This is a genomic window from Streptomyces sp. NPDC015127 (genome assembly GCF_043080095.1).
Lineage (GTDB): Bacteria > Actinomycetota > Actinomycetes > Streptomycetales > Streptomycetaceae > Streptomyces.
Genome location: NZ_JBIBVE010000010.1, coordinates 213866 through 233417 on the forward strand (window position 1 = coordinate 213866; position 19552 = coordinate 233417).

Annotated in this window: 13 protein-coding genes; 9 read left to right on the forward strand and 4 right to left on the reverse strand. The window is 71.0% G+C overall.

Features of this window, described 5'->3' with window-relative positions; translation table 11 throughout:
* The first annotated feature begins 196 nt into the window (after positions 1–196).
* Positions 197–2512: a bifunctional salicylyl-CoA 5-hydroxylase/oxidoreductase gene (locus tag ACF08N_RS21165; RefSeq protein WP_392326175.1), complete on the forward strand. Its 2316-nt coding sequence runs from the start codon at positions 197–199 to the stop codon at positions 2510–2512.
* Here the strand turns inward: ACF08N_RS21165 and ACF08N_RS21170 are convergent, their stop codons facing one another.
* Together ACF08N_RS21170 and ACF08N_RS21175 are read right to left on the reverse strand one after the other, a co-directional pair.
* Positions 2513–3328, reverse strand: a complete 816-nt coding sequence (locus ACF08N_RS21170) for a PaaX family transcriptional regulator C-terminal domain-containing protein (protein ID WP_392326176.1) — start codon at positions 3326–3328, stop codon at positions 2513–2515.
* A gap of 4 nt (positions 3329–3332) precedes the next feature.
* On the reverse strand, positions 3333–4949 hold the full coding sequence (locus tag ACF08N_RS21175; protein WP_392326177.1) for an AMP-binding protein: 1617 nt from the start codon (positions 4947–4949) through the stop codon (positions 3333–3335).
* A 133-nt stretch (positions 4950–5082) separates the two neighbouring features.
* Between ACF08N_RS21175 and ACF08N_RS21180 the strand changes: the two genes are divergently transcribed.
* From ACF08N_RS21180 to ACF08N_RS21195, 4 genes are all read left to right on the forward strand, one after another.
* Positions 5083–6207 (forward strand): acyl-CoA dehydrogenase family protein, encoded by a 1125-nt coding sequence (locus tag ACF08N_RS21180; RefSeq protein ID WP_392326178.1) that lies wholly within the window; start codon positions 5083–5085, stop codon positions 6205–6207.
* On the forward strand, positions 6204–6602 hold the full coding sequence (locus ACF08N_RS21185; RefSeq protein ID WP_392326179.1) for a RidA family protein: 399 nt from the start codon (positions 6204–6206) through the stop codon (positions 6600–6602). Before ACF08N_RS21180 ends, ACF08N_RS21185 begins: the two co-directional genes overlap by 4 nt.
* A gap of 88 nt (positions 6603–6690) precedes the next feature.
* Entirely contained in the window at positions 6691–7536 is an 846-nt protein-coding gene (locus ACF08N_RS21190) for an alpha/beta fold hydrolase (protein ID WP_392326180.1), read from the forward strand.
* A 187-nt stretch (positions 7537–7723) separates the two neighbouring features.
* Positions 7724–9202, forward strand: a complete 1479-nt coding sequence (locus ACF08N_RS21195; protein WP_392326271.1) for an MFS transporter — start codon at positions 7724–7726, stop codon at positions 9200–9202.
* A 136-nt stretch (positions 9203–9338) separates the two neighbouring features.
* Here the strand turns inward: ACF08N_RS21195 and ACF08N_RS21200 are convergent, their stop codons facing one another.
* On the reverse strand, positions 9339–9794 hold the full coding sequence (locus ACF08N_RS21200) for an SPW repeat protein (protein ID WP_392326181.1): 456 nt from the start codon (positions 9792–9794) through the stop codon (positions 9339–9341).
* Between the two features lie 407 nt (positions 9795–10201).
* Here ACF08N_RS21200 and ACF08N_RS21205 point away from each other — a divergent pair, with 407 nt between their 5' ends.
* From ACF08N_RS21205 to ACF08N_RS21220, 4 genes are read left to right on the forward strand one after another with little or no spacing between them, the layout of a single operon-like run.
* A complete protein-coding gene (locus ACF08N_RS21205; RefSeq protein WP_392326182.1) occupies positions 10202–11191 on the forward strand; it encodes an ABC transporter permease in 990 nt (329 codons plus the stop codon).
* Positions 11188–12117 (forward strand): carbohydrate ABC transporter permease, encoded by a 930-nt coding sequence (locus tag ACF08N_RS21210; protein WP_392326183.1) that lies wholly within the window; start codon positions 11188–11190, stop codon positions 12115–12117. Before ACF08N_RS21205 ends, ACF08N_RS21210 begins: the two co-directional genes overlap by 4 nt.
* A gap of 31 nt (positions 12118–12148) precedes the next feature.
* On the forward strand, positions 12149–13801 hold the full coding sequence (locus tag ACF08N_RS21215; protein WP_392326184.1) for a hypothetical protein: 1653 nt from the start codon (positions 12149–12151) through the stop codon (positions 13799–13801).
* A 33-nt stretch (positions 13802–13834) separates the two neighbouring features.
* Positions 13835–15028: a Gfo/Idh/MocA family protein gene (locus tag ACF08N_RS21220; RefSeq protein WP_392326185.1), complete on the forward strand. Its 1194-nt coding sequence runs from the start codon at positions 13835–13837 to the stop codon at positions 15026–15028.
* Positions 15029–15076: 48 nt separating this feature from the next.
* Here ACF08N_RS21220 and ACF08N_RS21225 read toward each other — a convergent pair whose 3' ends face one another.
* Positions 15077–19069 carry a glycoside hydrolase family 2 TIM barrel-domain containing protein gene (locus tag ACF08N_RS21225; protein WP_392326186.1) on the reverse strand — a complete coding sequence of 1331 codons (3993 nt, stop codon included), beginning with the start codon at positions 19067–19069 and terminating at the stop codon, positions 15077–15079.
* Between the last annotated feature and the right edge of the window lie 483 nt (positions 19070–19552).

A 19552-nucleotide genomic window follows, 5' to 3' on the forward strand; every position in this document is an offset into this window, starting at 1 on the left:
CGCCCCCGGGTCGCCGGTCCCGCCCCGCACTCAGGCGCCCGTTCCGGCCCCCACCGGAGTGTCGGACCCGGCGGCCGCCGACCCGCCCGTTCCGGGCAACGCCGACGCCGGCCCGTCCGGCCCGGCCCGGGCTCAGGCGCCCGGCCCGGCTCCCGCCGACCCGCCCCCCACCAGGCCAGCAGGGCCCGCCGATACCGTGGCCCCCGTTCCGGCCCCCACCGGGCCCGGTCGCGCGCCCCGGCCCCTGCGCGTCGCCGTCATCGGGGGTGGGCCCGGGGGGCTGTACGCCGCCGCGTTGCTCAAGCGGCTCGATCCGGGGCGCGACATCACCGTCTTCGAGCGCAACGCCCCCGACGACACCTTCGGCTTCGGCGTCGTCCTGTCCGACGAGACCCTGGGCGGCATCGAGCACGCCGACCCCGTCGTCTACAGCGCCCTCCAGGACGAGTTCGTCCGGTGGGACGACATCGACATCGTCCACCGCGGACGCACCCTCACCTCCGGCGGTCACGGCTTCGCCGCACTCGGCCGGCGCCGCCTGCTGGAGATCCTGCACGAGCGCTGCGCGTCCCTCGGCGTACGCCTCCGCTTCCGCACACCCGCGCCGCCCGCCGCCGCACTCGCCGCGGAGCACGACCTCGTCATCGCCGCCGACGGTGTCCACAGTGCGACCCGCGAGACCCACGCCCACGCCTTCGGGCCACGCGTCACCACCCACCGCTGCCGCTACATCTGGCTCGCCGCCGACTTCGCCTTCCCCTCCTTCCGGTTCGAGGTCGCCGAGACCGAGTACGGCGTCATGCAGCTGCACGGCTACCCGTTCTCCGCCGACGCCTCCACCGTCATCGTCGAGATGCGCGAGGAGGTCTGGCGCGCCGCGGGATTCGACGAGCTCGACGAGCAGGAGTCCGCCGCACGCTGCGCCAAGATCTTCACCGAGGCGCTCGACGGCCGCCCGCTGCGCGGCAACTCCTCCGCCTGGACCGCCTTCCGCACCGTCGTCAACGACCGCTGGTCGCACGGCAACACCGTGCTCCTCGGCGACGCCGCCCACACCGCGCACTTCTCCATCGGCTCGGGCACCAAGCTCGCCGTCGAGGACGCCCTCGCCCTCGCCGCCTGCGTCGAGGAGCAGCCCGACCTGCCCGCCGCCCTCGCCGCGTACGAGACCGAGCGTCGGCCCGTGGTCGAGTCCACGCAGCGGGCCGCTGCCGCGAGCCTGCGCTGGTTCGAGGAGCTCGCGACCTATCTCGACCAGCCGCCCCGGCAGTTCGCCTTCAACCTGCTCACCCGCAGCCGCCGTGTCACCCACGACAACCTGCGGCTGCGCGACCCCGCCTTCACCGATGCCGTCGAGCGGGACTTCGGCTGCCCGCCGGGCACACCGCCCATGTTCACCCCCTTCCGCCTGCGCGGACTGACGCTGCGCAACCGGGTCGTCGTCTCGCCCATGGACCTGTACGTCGCCGAGGACGGGCTCCCCGGCGACTTCCACCTCGTCCACCTCGGCGCCCGTGCCCTCGGCGGCGCCGGCCTGGTGATGACCGAGATGGTGTGCGTGAGCCCCGAGGGCCGGATCACCCCGGGCTGCACCGGTCTCTACACCCCCGAACAGGCCGCCGCCTGGCGCCGTGTCACCGACTTCGTCCACCACCGGGCTCCGGGCACGGCGATCGGCGTGCAGCTCGGCCACTCCGGCCGCAAGGGCTCCACGAAGCTCATGTGGGAAGGCATCGACCAGCCCCTGGACGAGGGCAACTGGCCGGTGTCCGCCGCCTCCTCGATCCCGTACCGGCAGGGCGTCAACCAGGTCCCGCACGCGCTCGACCGCGCCGGACTGGCCGAGATCCGCGCCCAGTTCGCCGCGGCCGCCCGGCGCGCCGCCCGCAGTGGCTTCGACCTCCTCGAACTGCACTGCGCGCACGGTTACCTGCTCTCGGGTTTCCTCTCCCCGCTGACCAACCGGCGCACGGACGCCTACGGCGGCTCCCTGGAGAACCGGCTCCGCTTCCCCCTCGAAGTCTTCGACGCCATGCGGGAGATCTGGCCGGAGGAACGGCCCATGACCGTCCGCGTCTCCGCCACCGACTGGGCGGACGGCGGCACGTCGGCCGAGGACTCGGTGGCCGTCGCCCGCGCGTTCGCCGCCCACGGCGCCGACGCCATCGACGTCTCCACCGGCCAGGTCGTGCCCGACGAACGCCCCGAGTACGGCCGCTCCTACCAGACCCCGTACGCGGACCGCATCCGCAACGAGGCCGGGGTGCCGGTCATCGCCGTGGGCGCCATCTCGTCCTGGGACGACGTCAACTCGATCCTGCTCGCGGGCCGGGCCGACCTCTGCGCCCTGGCCAGGCCGCACCTCTACGACCCCCACTGGACCCTGCACGCGGCGGCCGACCAGGACTACCAGGGCGACGCGGCCCCGTGGCCGCTGCCGTACCGCGCGGGCAGCCGCAAGCCCCCGACGGGCCGCACCGACGCGCCCAAGCCCCGGCTCACGCTCAGCTGATCAGGCGGTGTTGCCCAGCACGAACGCCGCGCCGGCGTCCCGCAGCCGCGCGTGCAGCCGGGCGAACACCTCGGCCGAGCGCCCGCCCGGCCAGCCCTGGGGCAGCAGCTCGGCGGGCAGGCCCGGGTCCGCGTACGGCAGCCGGCGCCAGGAGTCCAGGGCCGGCAGGTAGTCCCGGTAGGCGTCCTCGGCCGGGGTGTCGTCCCGCGCCTCCCACGAGCGCAGCACCGGCTCGTGCAGATCGAGGAACTCCTCGTGCTGCTTGGCGATCGCCGCCAGGTCCCACCAGCGGGAGACGGCCTCCGCCGTGGGGGTGAAACCGAGGTGTTCGCCGCGGAACAGGTCCACGTACGCGTCGAGCTGGAGACGGCGCAGGGTGTGCTGCGTCTCGTCGAACAGGCGGGCCGGTGCGATCCACACCCCCGGTGCCGCCGCCCCGAAGCCCAGCCGGACCAGCCGGGAGCGCAGCAGATGGCGCTTGTGGCGTTCGGCCTCGGGCACCGAGAACACGGCGATGACCCAGCCGTCGGCGAGGTCCGCCGACGTGCCGGCGTAGATCCGCCGGTCGCCGTCGTCGAGGAGCTGGCGGGCGTCGGCGGACAGCGCGTAACCGGCCGCGCCGTCGGCGGTGCGCTCGGGCACCAGCAGGCCGCGGCGCTTGAGCCGGGACACCGAGGAGCGCACCGACGGCGCGTCCACGCCGAGGACGCCCAGCAGCCGGATGAGCTCGGCCACGGCGAGGGAACCCGTGTGCTCGCGCCCGTAGGCGCCGTACAGGGTGACGATCAGGGAGCGGGGGGTGTGCTGCTCGGCCACGCGATCACTCTAGAGCGCGCAGCCGGAAGCGCTGCAGCTTGCCGGTCGGTGTACGGGGCAGGGCATCGAGGAAGACGATCTCGCGCGGGCACTTGAACGGCGCGAGGCGCTGCTTGACCGACGCGGTCAGTTCCCCGGTCATGGCGTCGCCGCGTGCCGCGCCCTCGCGCAGCACCACGTAGGCGACCACGATCTGGCCGCGCAGCTCGTCCGGGCGCCCGACGACCGCCGCCTCGGCCACGTCCGGGTGGTGCAGCAGGGCGTCCTCCACCTCGGGTCCCGCGATGTTGTACCCGGCCGAGATGATCATGTCGTCGGCGCGGGCGACGTAGCGGAACCAGCCGTCCGGCTCGCGCACATAGGTGTCGCCCGTGATGTTCCAGCCGCCGCGCACGTACTCGGTCTGCCGCGGGTCGGACAGATAGCGGCAGCCGACCGGGCCGCGCACGGCCAGCAGCCCCGGCTCGCCGTCGGGCAGCGGTGCGCCGTGCGCGTCCACCACCCGGGCCTGCCACCCCGGTACGGGGATCCCCGTGGTGCCCGGCCGGATCGCGTCGTCGGCTGCGGAGATGAAGATGTGCAGCAGCTCGGTGGCGCCGATGCCGTTGATCAGGCGCACACCGGTCCGCTCGTGCCACGACTGCCAGGTGGCCGCGGGCAGGTTCTCACCGGCCGACACGCAGCGCCGCAGCGAGCCGACGTCGTGCCCGTCGAGGTGGTCCAGCATCACGCGGTAGGCGGTGGGTGCCGTGAACAGGACCGACACCCGGTGCTCCGCGATCGCCGGCAGCAGCTGCTGGGGGCCGGCCTGTTCCAGCAGCAGCGCGCATGCCCCGGCCCGCATCGGGAAGACCACGAGTCCGCCGAGGCCGAAGGTGAACCCCAGCGGGGGACTGCCGGCGAACAGGTCGTCCGCACGGGGCCGCAGCACATGGGCCGAGAAGGTGTCGGCGATCGCGAGGACGTCCCGGTGGAAGTGCATGCAGCCCTTGGGGCGGCCGGTGGTGCCGGAGGTGAAGGCGATCAGCGCCACGTCGTCGGCCGCCGTCGCGACCGCCTCGTACGGCTCCGGGGCCCGCGCCGCGGCCAGCCGCAGCAGGTCGTCGGGCGCGTCGCCGCCGTAGGCGGTGATCCGCAGTCCCGGCACCTCGGCCTTGACCAGGTCGTCGACCGACCGGATGTCGCACAGGGCGTGACCGGCACCGGCGATCTCGCACACCGTGGCCAGTTCCTTCGCCCGCTGCTGGGCCAGCACGGTGACGGCGACCGCGCCCGCCTTGAGGACGGCGAGCCAGCAGGCCGCCAGGTACGGGGTGGTCGGCCCCCGCAGCAGGACCCGGTTGCCGGGGACCACGCCCAGGTCGGAGGTGAGGACGTGGGCAATGCGGTCGACCTGTTCGCGCAGCTCGCCGTACGTCCAGACCTCGCCCTCGCCGGTACGGAAGACGGGCCGGTCCGAGCCGTGGCGCCCGATCGTGCCGTCCAGGAGCTCCGCGGCGCAGTTCAGGCGCGGCGGGTACCGGAGGGAGGGCAGGTCGAAGAGGATGTCCGGCCACTCGCCGCTGGGCGGCAGATGGTCGCGCGCAAAGGTGTCCAGGTGGGCCGAGGGTGTCAGCTCCATGGTTCGCCCCTCTTCTGGTGGTGGGGTCGCGAAACGAGCGTATCGTGATGGTGACGACAGTCAACGGTGCGCGATACTGTGCTTTTCGCCGGGGCGACACCCTGGACCTCCGGCCGTCGGAAGTGGGGAGCGAATGCCCGTATTCTCACTTGATCCGGTACAGACCGCCTGGTGTGCCGAACTGCGCGCCCTGGCCCTGGCCCGCTTGCGCCCGCTCGCCGAGAAGGGCGAACCGGGGCACGTCAACCGCCCCTTGGTGGCCGCCCTCGGCGAACTCGGCCTGCTGGAACGCCTCTTCACGGCGGGCGCCCTCGAACTGTGCCTGCTGCGCGAGTCCTTGGCGTACGCCTGCACGGAGGCCGAGACGGCCCTCGCGCTCCAGGGCCTCGGCACCTTTCCGCTCGTCCAGGCGGGTACCGAGGCGCAGCGCAGGCGCTGGCTCCCCGAGGTCGTCGCCGGACGGGTGGTCGCGGCCTTCGCGCTGAGCGAGCCCGACGCCGGTTCGGACGCCGCCGCGCTCGCCCTGAAGGCGGTCCCGGACGGCCGCGGCTGGCGCCTGAGCGGCGAGAAGCGCTGGATCTCCAACGCCCCCGAGGCCGACTTCTACTCCGTCTTCGCGCGGACCACCGAAGGCGCGGGCGCCCGCGGCGTCACCGCGTTCCTCGTCCCCGCCGACCGTCCCGGACTGAGCGGCACGCCGCTCGACATGCTCTCCCCGCACCCGATCGGCGCCCTGACCTTCGACGACGTCCCGGTGACCGCCGACGACCTGCTCGGCGAGCCGGACCGCGGCTTCCGCGTCGCGATGAACACGCTCAATCTCTTCCGGCCCAGTGTCGGCGCGTTCGCCGTGGGCATGGCGCGCGCCGCCCTGGACGCGACCCTCACGCACACCGCGCACCGCAGGGCCTTCGGCGGCACGCTCGGGGCCCTCCAGTCGGTCGCCCACACGGTCGCCGAGATGGCCACCCGCACCGAGGCCGCCCGCCTGATGGTGTACGCGGCGGCCTGCGCGTACGACGAGGGCGCGGCCGACGTGCCGGCGAAGTCCGCCATGGCCAAGCTGCTCGCGACCGAGACCGCCCAGTACGTCGTCGACTCGGCCGTCCAGCTGCACGGCGCCCGCGCCCTCCAGCGCGGCCACCTGCTCGAACACCTCTACCGAGAGGTCCGCGCACCCCGTATCTACGAGGGCGCGACCGAGGTCCAGCGCACGATCGTCGCCAAGGAGCTGTACGCCGAGGAGGCCACCCGATGAGCCTGCAACGGCACAACCCGGCCGAGCTGTCGCCCCCCACCGGTTTCTCCCACGCCGTCACCGCGTCCGGTACGCGGCTGGTGTTCCTGGCCGGGCAGACGGCCCTGGACACCGACGGCAAGGTCGTGGGGACCACGCTGCCCGAGCAGTTCGAGACGGCCCTGACCAACCTGCTCGCCGCGCTCGCCGCGGCCGGCGGCACCCCGCACGACCTCGCCCGCGTCACCGTCTACGCCACCGACGTGGCCGACTACCGCGCCCACGCCGTCGAACTGGGCCGCATCTGGCGGCGGCTGGCGGGCCGCGACTATCCGGCGATGGCCGTGATCGGCGTGGTGAGGCTGTGGGACGACGCGTGCCTGGTCGAGGTGGACGGGACGGCCGTACTGCCCTGACCCCGGTGCCCGCGCTCTCTGGTCTCGGCCGCACGTCTGGAATAACATCGTTATCCGCCACGGGAGACACCCGTCGAGGGGAGACGCGATGCCCGAGATCGAACTCGGTGCCGGGACGATCCACTACGAGGACACCGGCGGCAGCGGCCCCGTCGTCCTCCTTCTGCACGGGCTCGTGCACGACGCGACCGTCTGGCGCAAGGTCGTCGCCGACCTGCGGCGCGACCACCGGTGCATCGCCCCGACCCTCCCGTACGGCGCGCACCGCATCCCGATGCGCCGCGACGTCCCGCTCACCCCCGACACCGTCAACGCGCTCGTCGTCGAGCTCATGGAGCGACTGGACCTGCGCGACGTCACGCTCGTCGAGAGCGACTGCGGACGGGCGCAGACCGTCGCCGCGCGGCACCCCGAGCGCCTCGCCCGGCTGGTCCTGATCTCCTGCGAGGCGTTCGACAACTACCCGCCCGGCGCGGCCGGAAAGATGATCTCGCTCGTCTGCAAGGTGCCCGGCGGCATCGCGCTGATGGCCAGGGTGCTGGGGCTCACGGCGCTGCGGAGGCTGCCGATCGGCATCGGCGCGCTGGTGAAGCATCCGGTCCCGGACGAGATCGTGGACGGGTGGCTGCGGCCGCTGCGCGCCGACAAGGCCATCAGGGAGGACTTCCGCCGCTACAACGCGGGCGTGCGCCGCACCGAATTGCTCGAAGCGGCCGGGGAACTGCCGTCCTTCGACCGGCCGGCGCTGGTGGTCTGGGCGGCCGACGACCGCATGATGCCCCGTGAGCACGGCCGTCGGCTGGCCGAACTACTGCCGCGCGGACGTCTGTTGGAGATCGAGGACAGCCGCACGCTGGTCGCTGAGGACCAGCCGGAGAAACTGACCGCCGCCCTGCGGTCCTTCGTCGGGGAGGCGGCCGGCGACCGCCCATGATCGAGTGGTGACCCCCATGGGCCGGGCTTAACGTCGGAACAGTGGACGGAACCGTCTTCAAACCTGCCGAACGGGTGACATCCGTACAGGATTCCCCACCACAGAGGCACGATGCGCCATGACGTCTCCCCGGCCGACACCAGCCCTGTCGGACACCACTCCCGACAAGGGCGGTGGCGGAAACGGGATGGCGCTCCTCGTCATCGCCTCATGCCAGCTGATGGTGGTCCTCGACATCACCATCGTGAACATCGCCCTGCCCCAGATCCAGAGGTCACTGGAGTTCTCCACCACCACCCTGTCGTGGGTGGTCAACGCCTACACGCTGACCTTCGGCGGACTGCTGCTGCTGGGCGGGCGCGCCGGTGACATCCTCGGCCGGCGGCGGGTCTTCGTCTTCGGCATCCTGCTGTTCGTCGTCGCCTCGTTGCTCGGCGGACTCGCGCAGAACGGCGGCCAGTTGCTCGCCGCCCGCGCCCTCCAGGGCGTGGGCGGCGCGATCGCCTCTCCGACCTCGCTGGCGCTGATCAGCACCACCTTCAGAGAAGGCCCGGAACGCAACCGGGCGTTCGGAGTCTTCGCGGCCGTCTCGGCCGGCGGCGGCGCCATCGGCCTGCTGGCCGGCGGCATGCTCGTCGAATGGCTCGACTGGCGCTGGGTGCTGTTCGTCAACGTGCCGATCGGCCTGCTGATCGTGCTCGCCACGCCGCGCTGGATCAAGGAGTCCGAGCGGCACCCCGGACACTTCGACCTGCTCGGTGCGCTGACGTCCACGCTCGGCATGACGGCGCTGGTCTACGGATTCATCCGCGCGGCGCAGGAGGGGTGGCGCGACGGGTTCACGCTGGCGTCCTTCGGGGCGGCCGTGGTGATGCTCGCCGCGTTCATCGCCGTCGAGCGGCGCTCGAAGCAGCCGATCACGCCGCTGCACATGTTCGCCGACCGCAACCGCGCGGGCACGTACGGCATCATGCTGTGCCTCGCGGCGGCGATCTTCGGGATGTTCTTCTTCCTCACCCTCTTCGTCCAGAACGTGCTGGGCTTCGGCCCGTTGCAGGCCGGGCTCGCCTTCCTGCCCGTCAGTGCCGTGATAGCGGTGGGCGCGGGACTGGCTTCGCAACTGCTGCCGAGATACGGCCCGAAGCCGTTCATGGTGACCGGTGCGCTCCTGGCGGCGATCGGGCTCGCGTGGCTGACGCTGACCGACGTCCACTCGACGTACGCGGGCAGCATCCTGGGCCCGATGCTCGTCTTCAGCCTCGGGATGGGCATGCAGTTCGTCTCGCTGACCCTGATGGCGCTGTCCAGGGTGCCGGTGCACGAGTCCGGCGCGGCCTCCGGCCTGCTGAACGCCACGCAGCAGGTGGGCGGTTCCCTCGGACTGTCCATCCTGGTCACCGTGTTCGGCACGGCCACCACCAACGAGGCCGAGGACCAGATCCCGCGCTTCATGGGCCAGGCGACACCGGCGGAACGGCTGCGGTTCGAGCGCACCGGTCAGCTGCCGGCCCCGTGGAGCGACGAGATCCTGACCTCCGGCGTGTCCGCCGCGTTCGTCGTGGCCGCGGTCTTCACCGCCGTCGCCGCGGTGATCGCGCTGATCGCCGTCCAGGTCCGACCCGACGACCTGGAACGCCTCAAGGGCGGTGTGACGCCCGGGCCCTGAGCCCCTGGGCGTGTCCCGCGGACCAGGCCCCTGGGCGTGTCCCGCGGACCAGGACCGGACACGCGGGCACGGACCCGTGCGAAGGCCCCGGCACTGATGCGTGCCGGGGCCTTCGATCCAGGCGGTTGCGACAGGCTCAGCTCATCGCAGAGGGACCTACGCCGCGTCCGCGTCCGCGCTCGCCCAGAGCACCGGCTGCCATGGCCAGGGCGCAGAGCAGGGCGACAACGCCGACGATCACGTTGTTGACGACGGTCCGCGTGGTGTCGACGTTTCCGGCGACGACCCACGGAGCGATGATCGTGAAGAGGCCGATGGCGCATCCTGCCCACGCCATGGCGTGGGTGCGCTCGTACGCCGATCCCAGGCCGCCCATACAGGCCGCATAGGCGATACCGAGGATCAGGTTGGTCACCGCGAGGGCGGTGAGGCCGCTGAATCCGGCGATCCATGGCGAAGCCGCCAGGTAGACGCCGGTCAGCACTGCGAGGGCTTCGACGGCCTGGGCCGCGGGATTGGTCGTTGCCCGCTCGAAGCGGGAACGCATCTCGGCCAGGTCCGGGTGGTGTGTGATGTCTGAACGGGTGGTCATGGTGGGCCGCCTCCTGTGCGCAGCCTTATGTGTCCTTTATGTCCCATGGAACCCCTGTAGGACCCCGAGGTCAATGGGCAATTTTCCACCGTTATCGCCATGGCAACCTGCGGTACGGGCCCACCGGCTGACCGGCGACGATGCGCGGCGCGCTCCAGCGACACCCTCCCTGGGCTGATTGAACTTGCAAGATGTGAAGAGAATTCAATCATCTCTTGTCATGGGTGCCGTGGCTGTTGCAAGATTCCAGACACCTCGTGGCCGCTGAACCCGGCGCCGGGGGAACCCCTCGGCAGCCTTGCGTCCAGGAGCCGCTCCCCGGCGGCTCCGCAGGGCTGCTCCCGCCGCCCTCGACGCCGGAGGTGAATGTGTCGGCCGCCGCGTCCGCTTCCTCGCCCCGCCCGGTCATGTCCCACCCCTCAGCCCCGCCCGGAGGCGGACCGAACACTCCGCAGTCGTCGGAGAAGAAGGTCCCCCGGCAGTCCGTACGGCGCCGGACGCTGCGCGAGCGGCTCCGCCGCGACCGCACCCTGCTGCTGCTCTGTGTGCCCGGAATCCTGTACTTCGCGGTCTTCTTCTACCTGCCGCTCGCGGGCAACTCGATCGCCTTCCAGGACTACCAGCCCTACCTCGGCTTCAAGGAGAGTCCGTTCGTCGGCTGGGCCAACTTCACCGCCCTGCTCGAACAGCCGGAGTTCTGGTCGGCGGTGTGGAACACGCTGGAGATCAGCGCCGTCCAGCTGCTGCTCTACTTCCCCGCGCCGATCGCCCTCGCGCTCTTCCTCAACTCGCTGATCGGCAACAGGACCCGGCGGCTGATGCAGACCGTGGTCTACCTGCCGCACTTCCTGTCCTGGGTCGTGGTCGTCGGCATGTTCCAGCAGGTCTTCGGCGGCGCCGGCACCGTCAGCAGCCTCCTGAACGACAACGGTGTCCCGGTCGGCAACATCATGAACAACCCCGACACGTTCATCCTGTTGGTGACCTCCCAGGCCATCTGGAAGGACGCCGGCTGGGGCGCGATCATCTTCCTCGCCGCCATGGCCTCCATCGACAACTCGCTGTACGAATCGGCCGCCATGGACGGCGCGGGGTGGCTGCGCCGCATGTGGCACATCACGCTGCCCGGCATCAGACCTGTCATGATCATGCTATTGATCCTGCGCCTGGGCGACATCCTGTCGGTCGGCTTCGAGCAGATCCTGCTCCAGCGTGACGCGGTGGGCACCGACGCGGCCGAAGTCCTCGACACCTACGTCTACTTCCACGGGGTCGTCGACGGGGACTGGGGCATGTCCACCGCCGCCGGCCTGATGAAGGGCGTCATCGGCTTCGTCCTGATCGTCCTCGCCAACAAGGTCGCCCACCGTCTCGGCGAGCAGGGGGTCTACCGATGAGCTCACCCTCGATATCCGCGCTCCTGCGCCGACGCCGCCGGTCCGCCGGGCGTCCGGTCTGGATGGAGCAGCCGAGCCGGGCGGGGCAGGCGCTCAAGTTCCTGCTCATCGTCGCGATGATCGTCGCCGTCGGCTACCCCTTCCTGCTCGCCGTCGGTACGAGTCTCGCCACCAAGGCCGAACTCGCCGCCAACGGCGGCTACGTCCTCTTCCCCGAGCGCCCCACCCTGGAGGCGTACCGGGTGGTCCTGTCCGGCGGCGTCATCACACGTGCCGCCCTGGTGAGCGTGGGCGTGACCGTCGTCGGCACGGCGCTGAGCCTGCTGTGCACGATCTGCCTCGCCTACGGCCTGTCCCGGCCCGGCACCGTCGCGGGCAAGCCGCTGCTGCTGATCGTGGTGGGCACGTTCCTCTTCACTCCGGGGATCATCCCCAACTACCTGGTGGTACAGGAGCTGGGCCTGCTCGACACCTACGGGGCGATGGTCGTCCCGATCATGCTCAACGCCTTCAACATCATCGTGGTCAGGGCGTTCTTCCAGGGCATCCCCGACGAACTGCACGAGGCCGCCCGCCTCGACGGCGCCGGTGAACTGACCATCCTGTGCCGGATCGTGCTGCCGCTGTCGAAGGCGGTGACCGCGGTGGTCGGCATGTTCTACGCCGTCACGTACTGGAACAGCTTCTTCAACGCGATGCTCTACATCAACGACCCGGACAAGCTGCCCCTCCAGGTCGTCCTGCGCTCGTACGTCCTCCAGGGCGACACCTTCAACGCCAAGGCGATGGGCGTGAGCGTGCTGCCCGCCACCACCGCCCTGTCGATGGCCGTGCTGATCCTCGCCGTGCTGCCGATCATCGCCGTCTACCCCTTCCTCCAGAAGTACTTCGTCAAGGGCGTTCTCACCGGCGCCATCAAGGCCTGACCCCCGCTACCGCTCCGCCCGAAGGAGAGTCATGTCCTCTTCAGCCCTCAACCGCCGCGGCTTCCTCGGCGCCGCCGGCGCCGCAGGCGTCACCGTCGCCGGAGCCGGCGTCCTCACCGCCTGCGGGTCCGGCGGAGCCGCATCCGGCGGCGGCGCGGAGGCATCGGCCAAGCTCACGCTGCCGGCGTACGTGCCGGCCAAGGTCCCGGCACCGGACCTCGCGGGCAACGCCCAGGGTCTGGACCCGGCGTACCTGCGCTACCCCAAGGACCTGGTGCGCAGCGTCGCGAAGCAGCCCGGCGACGGCGAACCGGTCACCTGCCTGACCGAGACCTTCACCACCGCGGCCCCGGCCATGAACCGCAACGCGTACTGGCAGGAGCTGAACAGGCGCCTCGGCTCCGAGCTGCGCATGACGATCGTCAACGGCCTCGGCGCCGACGACGTCTACCGCGCGAAGTTCAACGCCACCATCGCCGGCGGCGAGCTCCCGGACCTCATGTGGTTCCCGCCGAACCAGGGCCTGAAGAACGTCCCGGCACTGCTGGAGGCCAAGTTCCACGACCTGACGCCCCACCTGTCGGGCGACGCCGTCAAGAAGTACCCGAACCTGGCGAACATCCCCGACTTCGCCTGGCGCACCGCCGTGTTCAACGGCAAGATCTGGGGACTCGCCGTCCCCTACGGCCGCCACGGACAGGTCTATGTGGCCAACGAGGACTTCTGGAAGCCGGTCGGCGGGGTGCGTTTCGACAGCGCCCAGGACTTCTTCGACAAGGCGAAGGAACTCCTCGACACCAAGCGGAAGAAGTACGTCCTTGAGCCGGCGTACGTCAACCACATCGCCCAGTTCGCCATGTGGCACGGCGCACCCAACAAGTGGCGCATGGACGGCGGCAAGCTGACCCACCTGTTCGAGACGGACGAGTACTTCGCCGGCATCGAGTTCGCCCTCAGGTGCCAGGAGGCCCAGCTCTTCTGGCCCGACCCCAACCTGCCCACCACGCTGGAGAAGATGGAGGGCGGCTTCCTGGGCCTGCACGTCCAGTCCTTCCCCGGCTTCCTCAACGACAGCAACATGTACGACTGGCCCGCCAAGGTCGTCGTCCCCTTCGCCGCCGAGCCGGGCATGCGGCCCAGCTACTCCTACGGCTACGGATCCGTGGGCTTCACCGCCATCAACAAGCAGGTGAGCAAGGCCCGTATCGAGACGCTGCTGCAGATCATGGACTACCTCAGCGCCCCGTTCGGCAGCGAGGAGCGGCTGTTCCTGGACAACGGCCTGGAGGGCACCCACCACACCCGCTCCAAGGACGGCGACGTGGTGCTGGGCACCAAGGGCAACGCCGAGGTGCTCACCACCCGGCAGGCGATCAACTTCTTCGGCAACGCCCCGCAGACGCTCTACCTGCCCGGAAAGCCCGAGGTCACCCGCTCCATCCACGCCACCGAGATCGAGCTGATGAAGATCGGCCGGACCGACCCGGCCAACGGGTTCTTCTCCAACACCTTCGCCAACAAGGGCGCCTCCTCGTCCGACGACCTGTACACGGCCGTCAAGGACATCGTGGCCGGCCGCAAGCCGCTGTCCTCGTACAAGAAGGAGATCCTGCCCAAGTGGCGGCGGGACGCGGGCGACGCCATGCGCCGCGAGTACGAGAAGGCCATCGCCGCGAGCAAGTGACGCCCGGCTCCGAACAGAACAGGACACCCGCACGTGGAAGACCTGCGCATCGGAGTCGTCGGACTCGGACTGCGACGCAATCTGGCCACCGCCGCCCACCGCCCCGGCAGGGGCTCGGTCGTGGCGGCGGTCGCCGAGACCGACCCCGCGATCCGGGCCGTGGTGCCCGGACTGTACGAAGGGGCGGTCGCCGTCGGCGATCACCGGCGACTGCTGGACGACGACCGCCTGGACGCCGTCGTCGTCGCCACCCCCGACGACACCCACGAGGCCATCGCCTGCGACGCGCTCAAGGCGGGCAAGGCCACCTACGTCGAGAAGCCGCTCGGCATCACCGTCGAGCAGTGCGACACCATCCTGCGCACCGCCCGTGACACCGGCACCCGCCTGTACGTCGGCCACAACATGCGGCACATGGGCGTCGTCCGGCTGATGCGCGACATCATCGCCCGTGGCGACATCGGCGAGCCGAAGACCGTCTGGGTACGGCACTTCGTCTCGTACGGCGGTGACTACTACTTCAAGGACTGGCACGCCGACCGGCGGCGCACCACCGGACTGCTGCTGCAGAAGGCCGCCCACGACATCGACGTGGTGCACTGGCTGGCCGGCGGCCACACCAGCCGCGTCAACGCGCTGGGGGACCTGATGATCTACGGCGGTCTGCCCCGCCGGGAGCCGGACACCCCCCGGCCGGAGGGCTGGCTGCGGGAGTTCGACTGGCCGCCGACCCGGCGCAGGGACCTGCACCACGTGGTGGACGTGGAGGACGTCTCGGTGATGAACATGCGGCTGGACAACGGTGTGATCGCCGCCTACCAGCAGTGCCACTTCAGTCCGGACTACTTTCGCAACTACACGGTCATCGGCACCGAGGGCCGGCTGGAGAACTTCGGCGACCGCCCGGGCGACGAGGTACGGGTGTGGAACACCGGACCGTCGGGCTACCGCGCCGACGCCGACGCGGTCCACCGGGTCCCCGACGCGCAGGGCTCGCACGGCGGGGCCGACGGCCGGATCGTCGAGGAGTTCTGCCGCTTCGTCCGTGAGGGCGGCATCACGGACACCTCACCGGTCGCGGCCCGCATGAGCGTGGCCGCGGGCGTGATGGCGACCCGTTCGCTGCGGGAGGGAGGCGTCCCCTACGACGTGCCCCCGCTCGACCCGGCCCTGGTGGCCTACTTCGCGAACGGCCAGCCGGGCGCCGGGACCGGTCCCGTGCGGTGACGCCCACCCGCGGCCACCGGCACCCCGGTGGCCGCGGGCGACGCGTGACTAGGCGGTCGCCGTCGGCCGGCGCGAGAGAGCCGTCGCGTCGTCGTCGGCGGCCAGCGGGCGCAGCCGGTAGGTGTACGCGTAGTCCCTGCCGGCGAACAGCTTGTACTCGTCGTGCGTGTGCGCCCCCCAGCTGTCGTCGCCCCCCACACCCATCTGCCGGTGGTTCAGCCGCAGCACGACCTCGTCCCGCGGGGTGAGCTGATAGTCGTGCCGGGCGCCGACCGACAGGTCCTCCGGGGTGAAGTGCGAGGCGTTGACCTCCAGCAGCGGCTCGCCGCAGACGAGCAGTCCCTTGCCGCTGCCGTCCGTCAGCGCCACCCACCGCACGTCCGTCTTGTTGCCGTTCTCCTGCGGGCGGATGTAGGGGGTCCACTGGTCGGCGACGGTGCCGGAGTACACGCCCACATCGGTGCCGCTGTTGCGGTCCCAGTGGTTCTCCTCGGGGCCGCGGCCGTAGTAGCGCAGGTGCTCCAGACGCCCTGGCAGGAAGAGCATCGTGCCGACCTCCGGGATGTACGGCAGACCCGCCGCGCCCGGGTGCAGGGTGTTGCCGACCTTGATCTCGCCGTTGCCGAAGACCGTGTAGGTGGTGGTGTACGTGGACTCCGTCGAGGTCGGCAGCGTGCCACGGACGGTGATTTCCACGGCCCGGTCGCGCAGACCGCGCACCTGGACGCCCGTCACCTTCCGGTCGCTGCCCGCGTAGCGCCAGGTGCTGTTCCGGCGGGGCTGGCCGTTGCCGACGTCGTTGTCGGTCGGGGCACGCCAGAAGTTCGGGGCCGGGCCCGAGGTGATCAGCCGGTCACCGCGCCACTCGTACGAGGTGATGACACCGCTGCCCTTGTCGACGGTGACGGAGAAGTCCTCGCCGGTCACCGTCACGGAGCCGTCGCCGTCGTCGTGGCGCAGCGCCGGCACGGAGTCCAGCGGCCGGGGCGCCACGGCCGGGCTGCCGGCGCCGACGGCGAGCTGCTGCCTGGCCACCTCGAATCCGGACTTCGCCCACTTCGTGGGCTCCTTGGTGGTGAAGGACAGCTGGAGGAAGTACTCGGCGCCCGGCGCGGTATCGTCCGGCAGCGTGAAGGGGACGGTGATCTCCTTGCCGGTCAGCGGGGCGATGTCGAGCTGCGCGCGGGTCAGTTTTCCGTGCTGCACCGCCTCGCCGTCGGCGACCAGGGCCCAGCTTCCGTTGAACTCACGGAGGTTCGTGAACAGGTACTCGTTGGTGACGGTGACCCTCCCCCGGAGGGGGGACCCCCACGAGGCCGCGTCACCGTCCGCGGCTGTCACATTGATCGCCTGGTGGATCCGCTTGATCTCCGCGGCCTTGCCGGTGTGCCCGCGGTCGGCGGTGACGATGCCGTCGGCGACGAAGTTGCCGTCGTTGGGGTTGTCGCCCCAGTCACCGCCGTAGGCGAAGAACGTCCGCTCGGAGGGCCGGCTCTCCGTGAAGCCGACGGTGGCGGCGTCGAACCAGAACCGCACGCCCTCGTCGCGGGGGCCGCGGGAGCGGGAGGCCAGCTCGGCCGCGGTCAGGGCGCGGGCGTACACGCGCGCCCGCCGGACGGTGCCGCTGAACTCCCGGGTCCAGTTCTCCGCGTCGGTGGCGAGGGAGAGCGGCGCGGTGGTGCTGCCGGGCCTCTGGGTGGTGGTCCTGGTGGCCTTGACCTCGCCGTCGACGTAGAGGGTGAGCGTGCCCGCCGCCGCGTCGAAGACGCCTGCGATGTGGTGCTCGGTGCCGGTCCAGTCCGGTGGCAGCGGCCAGCTCGCGGTGATCCACCGGCCGCCGGAGTGGATGAAGAACTCCAGGTCGGCGCCGGTCTGCTTCAGCGCGTACTGGGTGTCGCCCTTGGCGAGGACGGGCTGGTGGCGGCCGGTCACCTGCTGGGTGATCCAGGCTTCCAGCGTCAGCGAGCCGGTGATGTCGAGCCCGGAGTCGCGTGCGAAGACGGTGCCCCCGCTGACGCCCTTGGCGCGGTCGAAGGTGCCGCCGGGGGCGAGGATCTCGCCCTTGACCGCGCCGGGTCCGGTCTCGGTGAACAGCTTGCGCGTCGGCGTGGGCCAGCTGAGGGACTGGTCGGCGAAGTCCCAGATCCAGCCGCCCTGGAGCACGTCGTAGCGGCGTATGAGGTCCCAGTACTTCTTGATGTTGCCGTTCGAGTTGCCCATCGCGTGGGAGTACTCGATCAGGACGAACGGCCGCGTGTCGATGGTGTCCTTGGCGCGCTGCTCGACCTGCGCGGGCTTGGTGTACATCTCCGAGCGGATGTCGCTGATCCCGGGACGGTCGTCGCCCTCGTACTGGATGACCCGGGTGGGGTCGTAGGAGCGGATCCACCGGTGCATGGCGACGAAGGCGGAGCCGGTGCCCGCCTCGTTGCCGAGTGACCAGATGACGGCGGAGGCGTGGTTCTTGTCGCGGTGGACCATGTTCCTGGCGCGGGCCAGGCACGCCTCGGTCCAGTCGGCGTGGTTTCCCGGGTAGGTGTCGCGGATGCCGTGGGTCTCGAGGTTGGTCTCGTCCACCACGTACAGGCCGTACTCGTCGGTCAGTTCCAGCCAGAGCGGGTTGTTGGGGTAGTGCGAGGTGCGGACGCTGTTCAGGTTGAGCCGCTTGATGACCTCGATGTCCTTGACCATGTCCGCGCGGGTCAGCGACATGCCCCGGTCGGGGTGCATCTCGTGCCGGTTCGTGCCGCGCAGGGAGACGGGCTTTCCGTTGATGCGCATCAGCCCGTCCTTGAGGGCGAACTCGCGGAAGCCCACCCGGTGCGACAGCGTCTCGGTCACCTTGCCCGCCGGGTCGCGCAGCCGCAGCACGGCGGTGTAGAGGTTCGGGTGCTCGGCGGACCACAGCCTCGGCTCCGGCACGGCCTTGGCGGTCCGCACGGTCACGTCCTCCCCGGCGGGCGCGGAACCGAGGTCGGCGGGCTGCCGCAGCGGGCGGGACCAGACCGGGTGCCCGTCCGCGTCGTAGAGCTGGGTCTCGACGGTGTACGTCCCGGAGGCGCCCCCCTCGCCGTAGGCGCGCACGGAGGCGGTGACGGACAGCTCGGCGGCCGTGTAGCCGTCGCTGAGCGGGGTGTCGAGCCTGAAGTCCCGCAGGTGGACGGTGGGAGTGGAGAAGAGGTGGACCGAGCGGAAGATCCCGCTCAGCCGGATCATGTCCTGGTCCTCCATCCAGTCGCCGTCGGAGAAGCGGTAGACCTCCACCGCGATCTGGTTGCGGCCGGGCCTGAGATGGCGGGTGATGTCGTACTCGGCGGAGGTGAAGGAGTCCTCGCGGTAGCCCACCGGCTCGCCGTTGATCCACACGTAGTGTGCGGACTTCACGCCCTCGAAGTGCAGGAACACCTGCCGTCCCGCCCAGTTCCGGGGGACGGTGAAGGTGCGGCGGTACTGGCCGACGGGGTTGTGGCGGGTCGGTGCGAAGGGCGGCTGCGCCTCCTCGCCCCGGCCGTTGGCGCCCCACCAGGGGTACGTGATGTTGGTGTAGATCGGGACGTCGTAGCCGTGTAACTGCCAGCAGGACGGCACCGGGATGGTGTCCCAGGAGCGGTCGTCGAGGTCGGTGCGGTGGAAGTCGGGGTCGCGGTCGTCGGGGCGATCGGCGTAGGCGAACCTCCACGTCCCGTCGAGATCGAGCCGCCACGGTGAGCGGGTCCCGTCACCGGCCAGGGCCTGGTCGACGTCCGCGTACGGCATGAGCGTGGTGTGCGGCGGCTCGGAGCCGACGTCGAAGACCGCGATGTTGTTCGTCCACTCCGGGAAGCCGTTGGCCGGCGGTTCCCAGGCGGCGGGCGCGGCGTCGGCGTGTGCGGCGGCGTCGGAGGGCAGGGCGGCGGCGGGAAGGGCGGAGAGGGCGAGCGCGCCGAAGCCCGCGGCTCCGCCCTCCAGGAGTCGCCGGCGGCTGACGCCCTGGGGAAGGCGGGCAGGCTGAGCGGAGCGGCCCGTTCCGGCGCCGTTCTCCGTACGTCTGCTGGTCGTCATGTCGATACAGCTCCTTGCGCGGAAGTGGGCCGTTCATGACGTTCGATATTTCGTCACATGTTCGAAATGGTGGGCGTGACGGTAGTGACGCGAGGGGAAGCGTGTCAACGGTCGCGTCGGGGTCCGGCCCTTTCGCTGCACGGGTGTTGACGAAGGCTCGTCGAGCGCGTCATTCTTCGGCGAGCGAAATCCCGTACGCTGTCCGGTATTTCGAACCTGTACGTGTCGACGCACCCGTCAGAAGACGTTCGGCCGCCGCCGGTTCCTCATCGATGACCGAGGCCTAGGGGCTGTCCGGCGGATCAGGGTCGGATAGGACGCGGCGTCTGGTGCGGCGCATCGCAAGGCGCTGGAGTGCCCCGATAGCTCCGCTATCGGGGCATTTCGGCAACGCAGCGAGGTGCCGTGCCAGGCGTCGTGGCCCCGGCCAAGATCCGCCGGACAGCCCCTAGCGCCGACGCGTCGAGGAGACGGCCGGGCGCG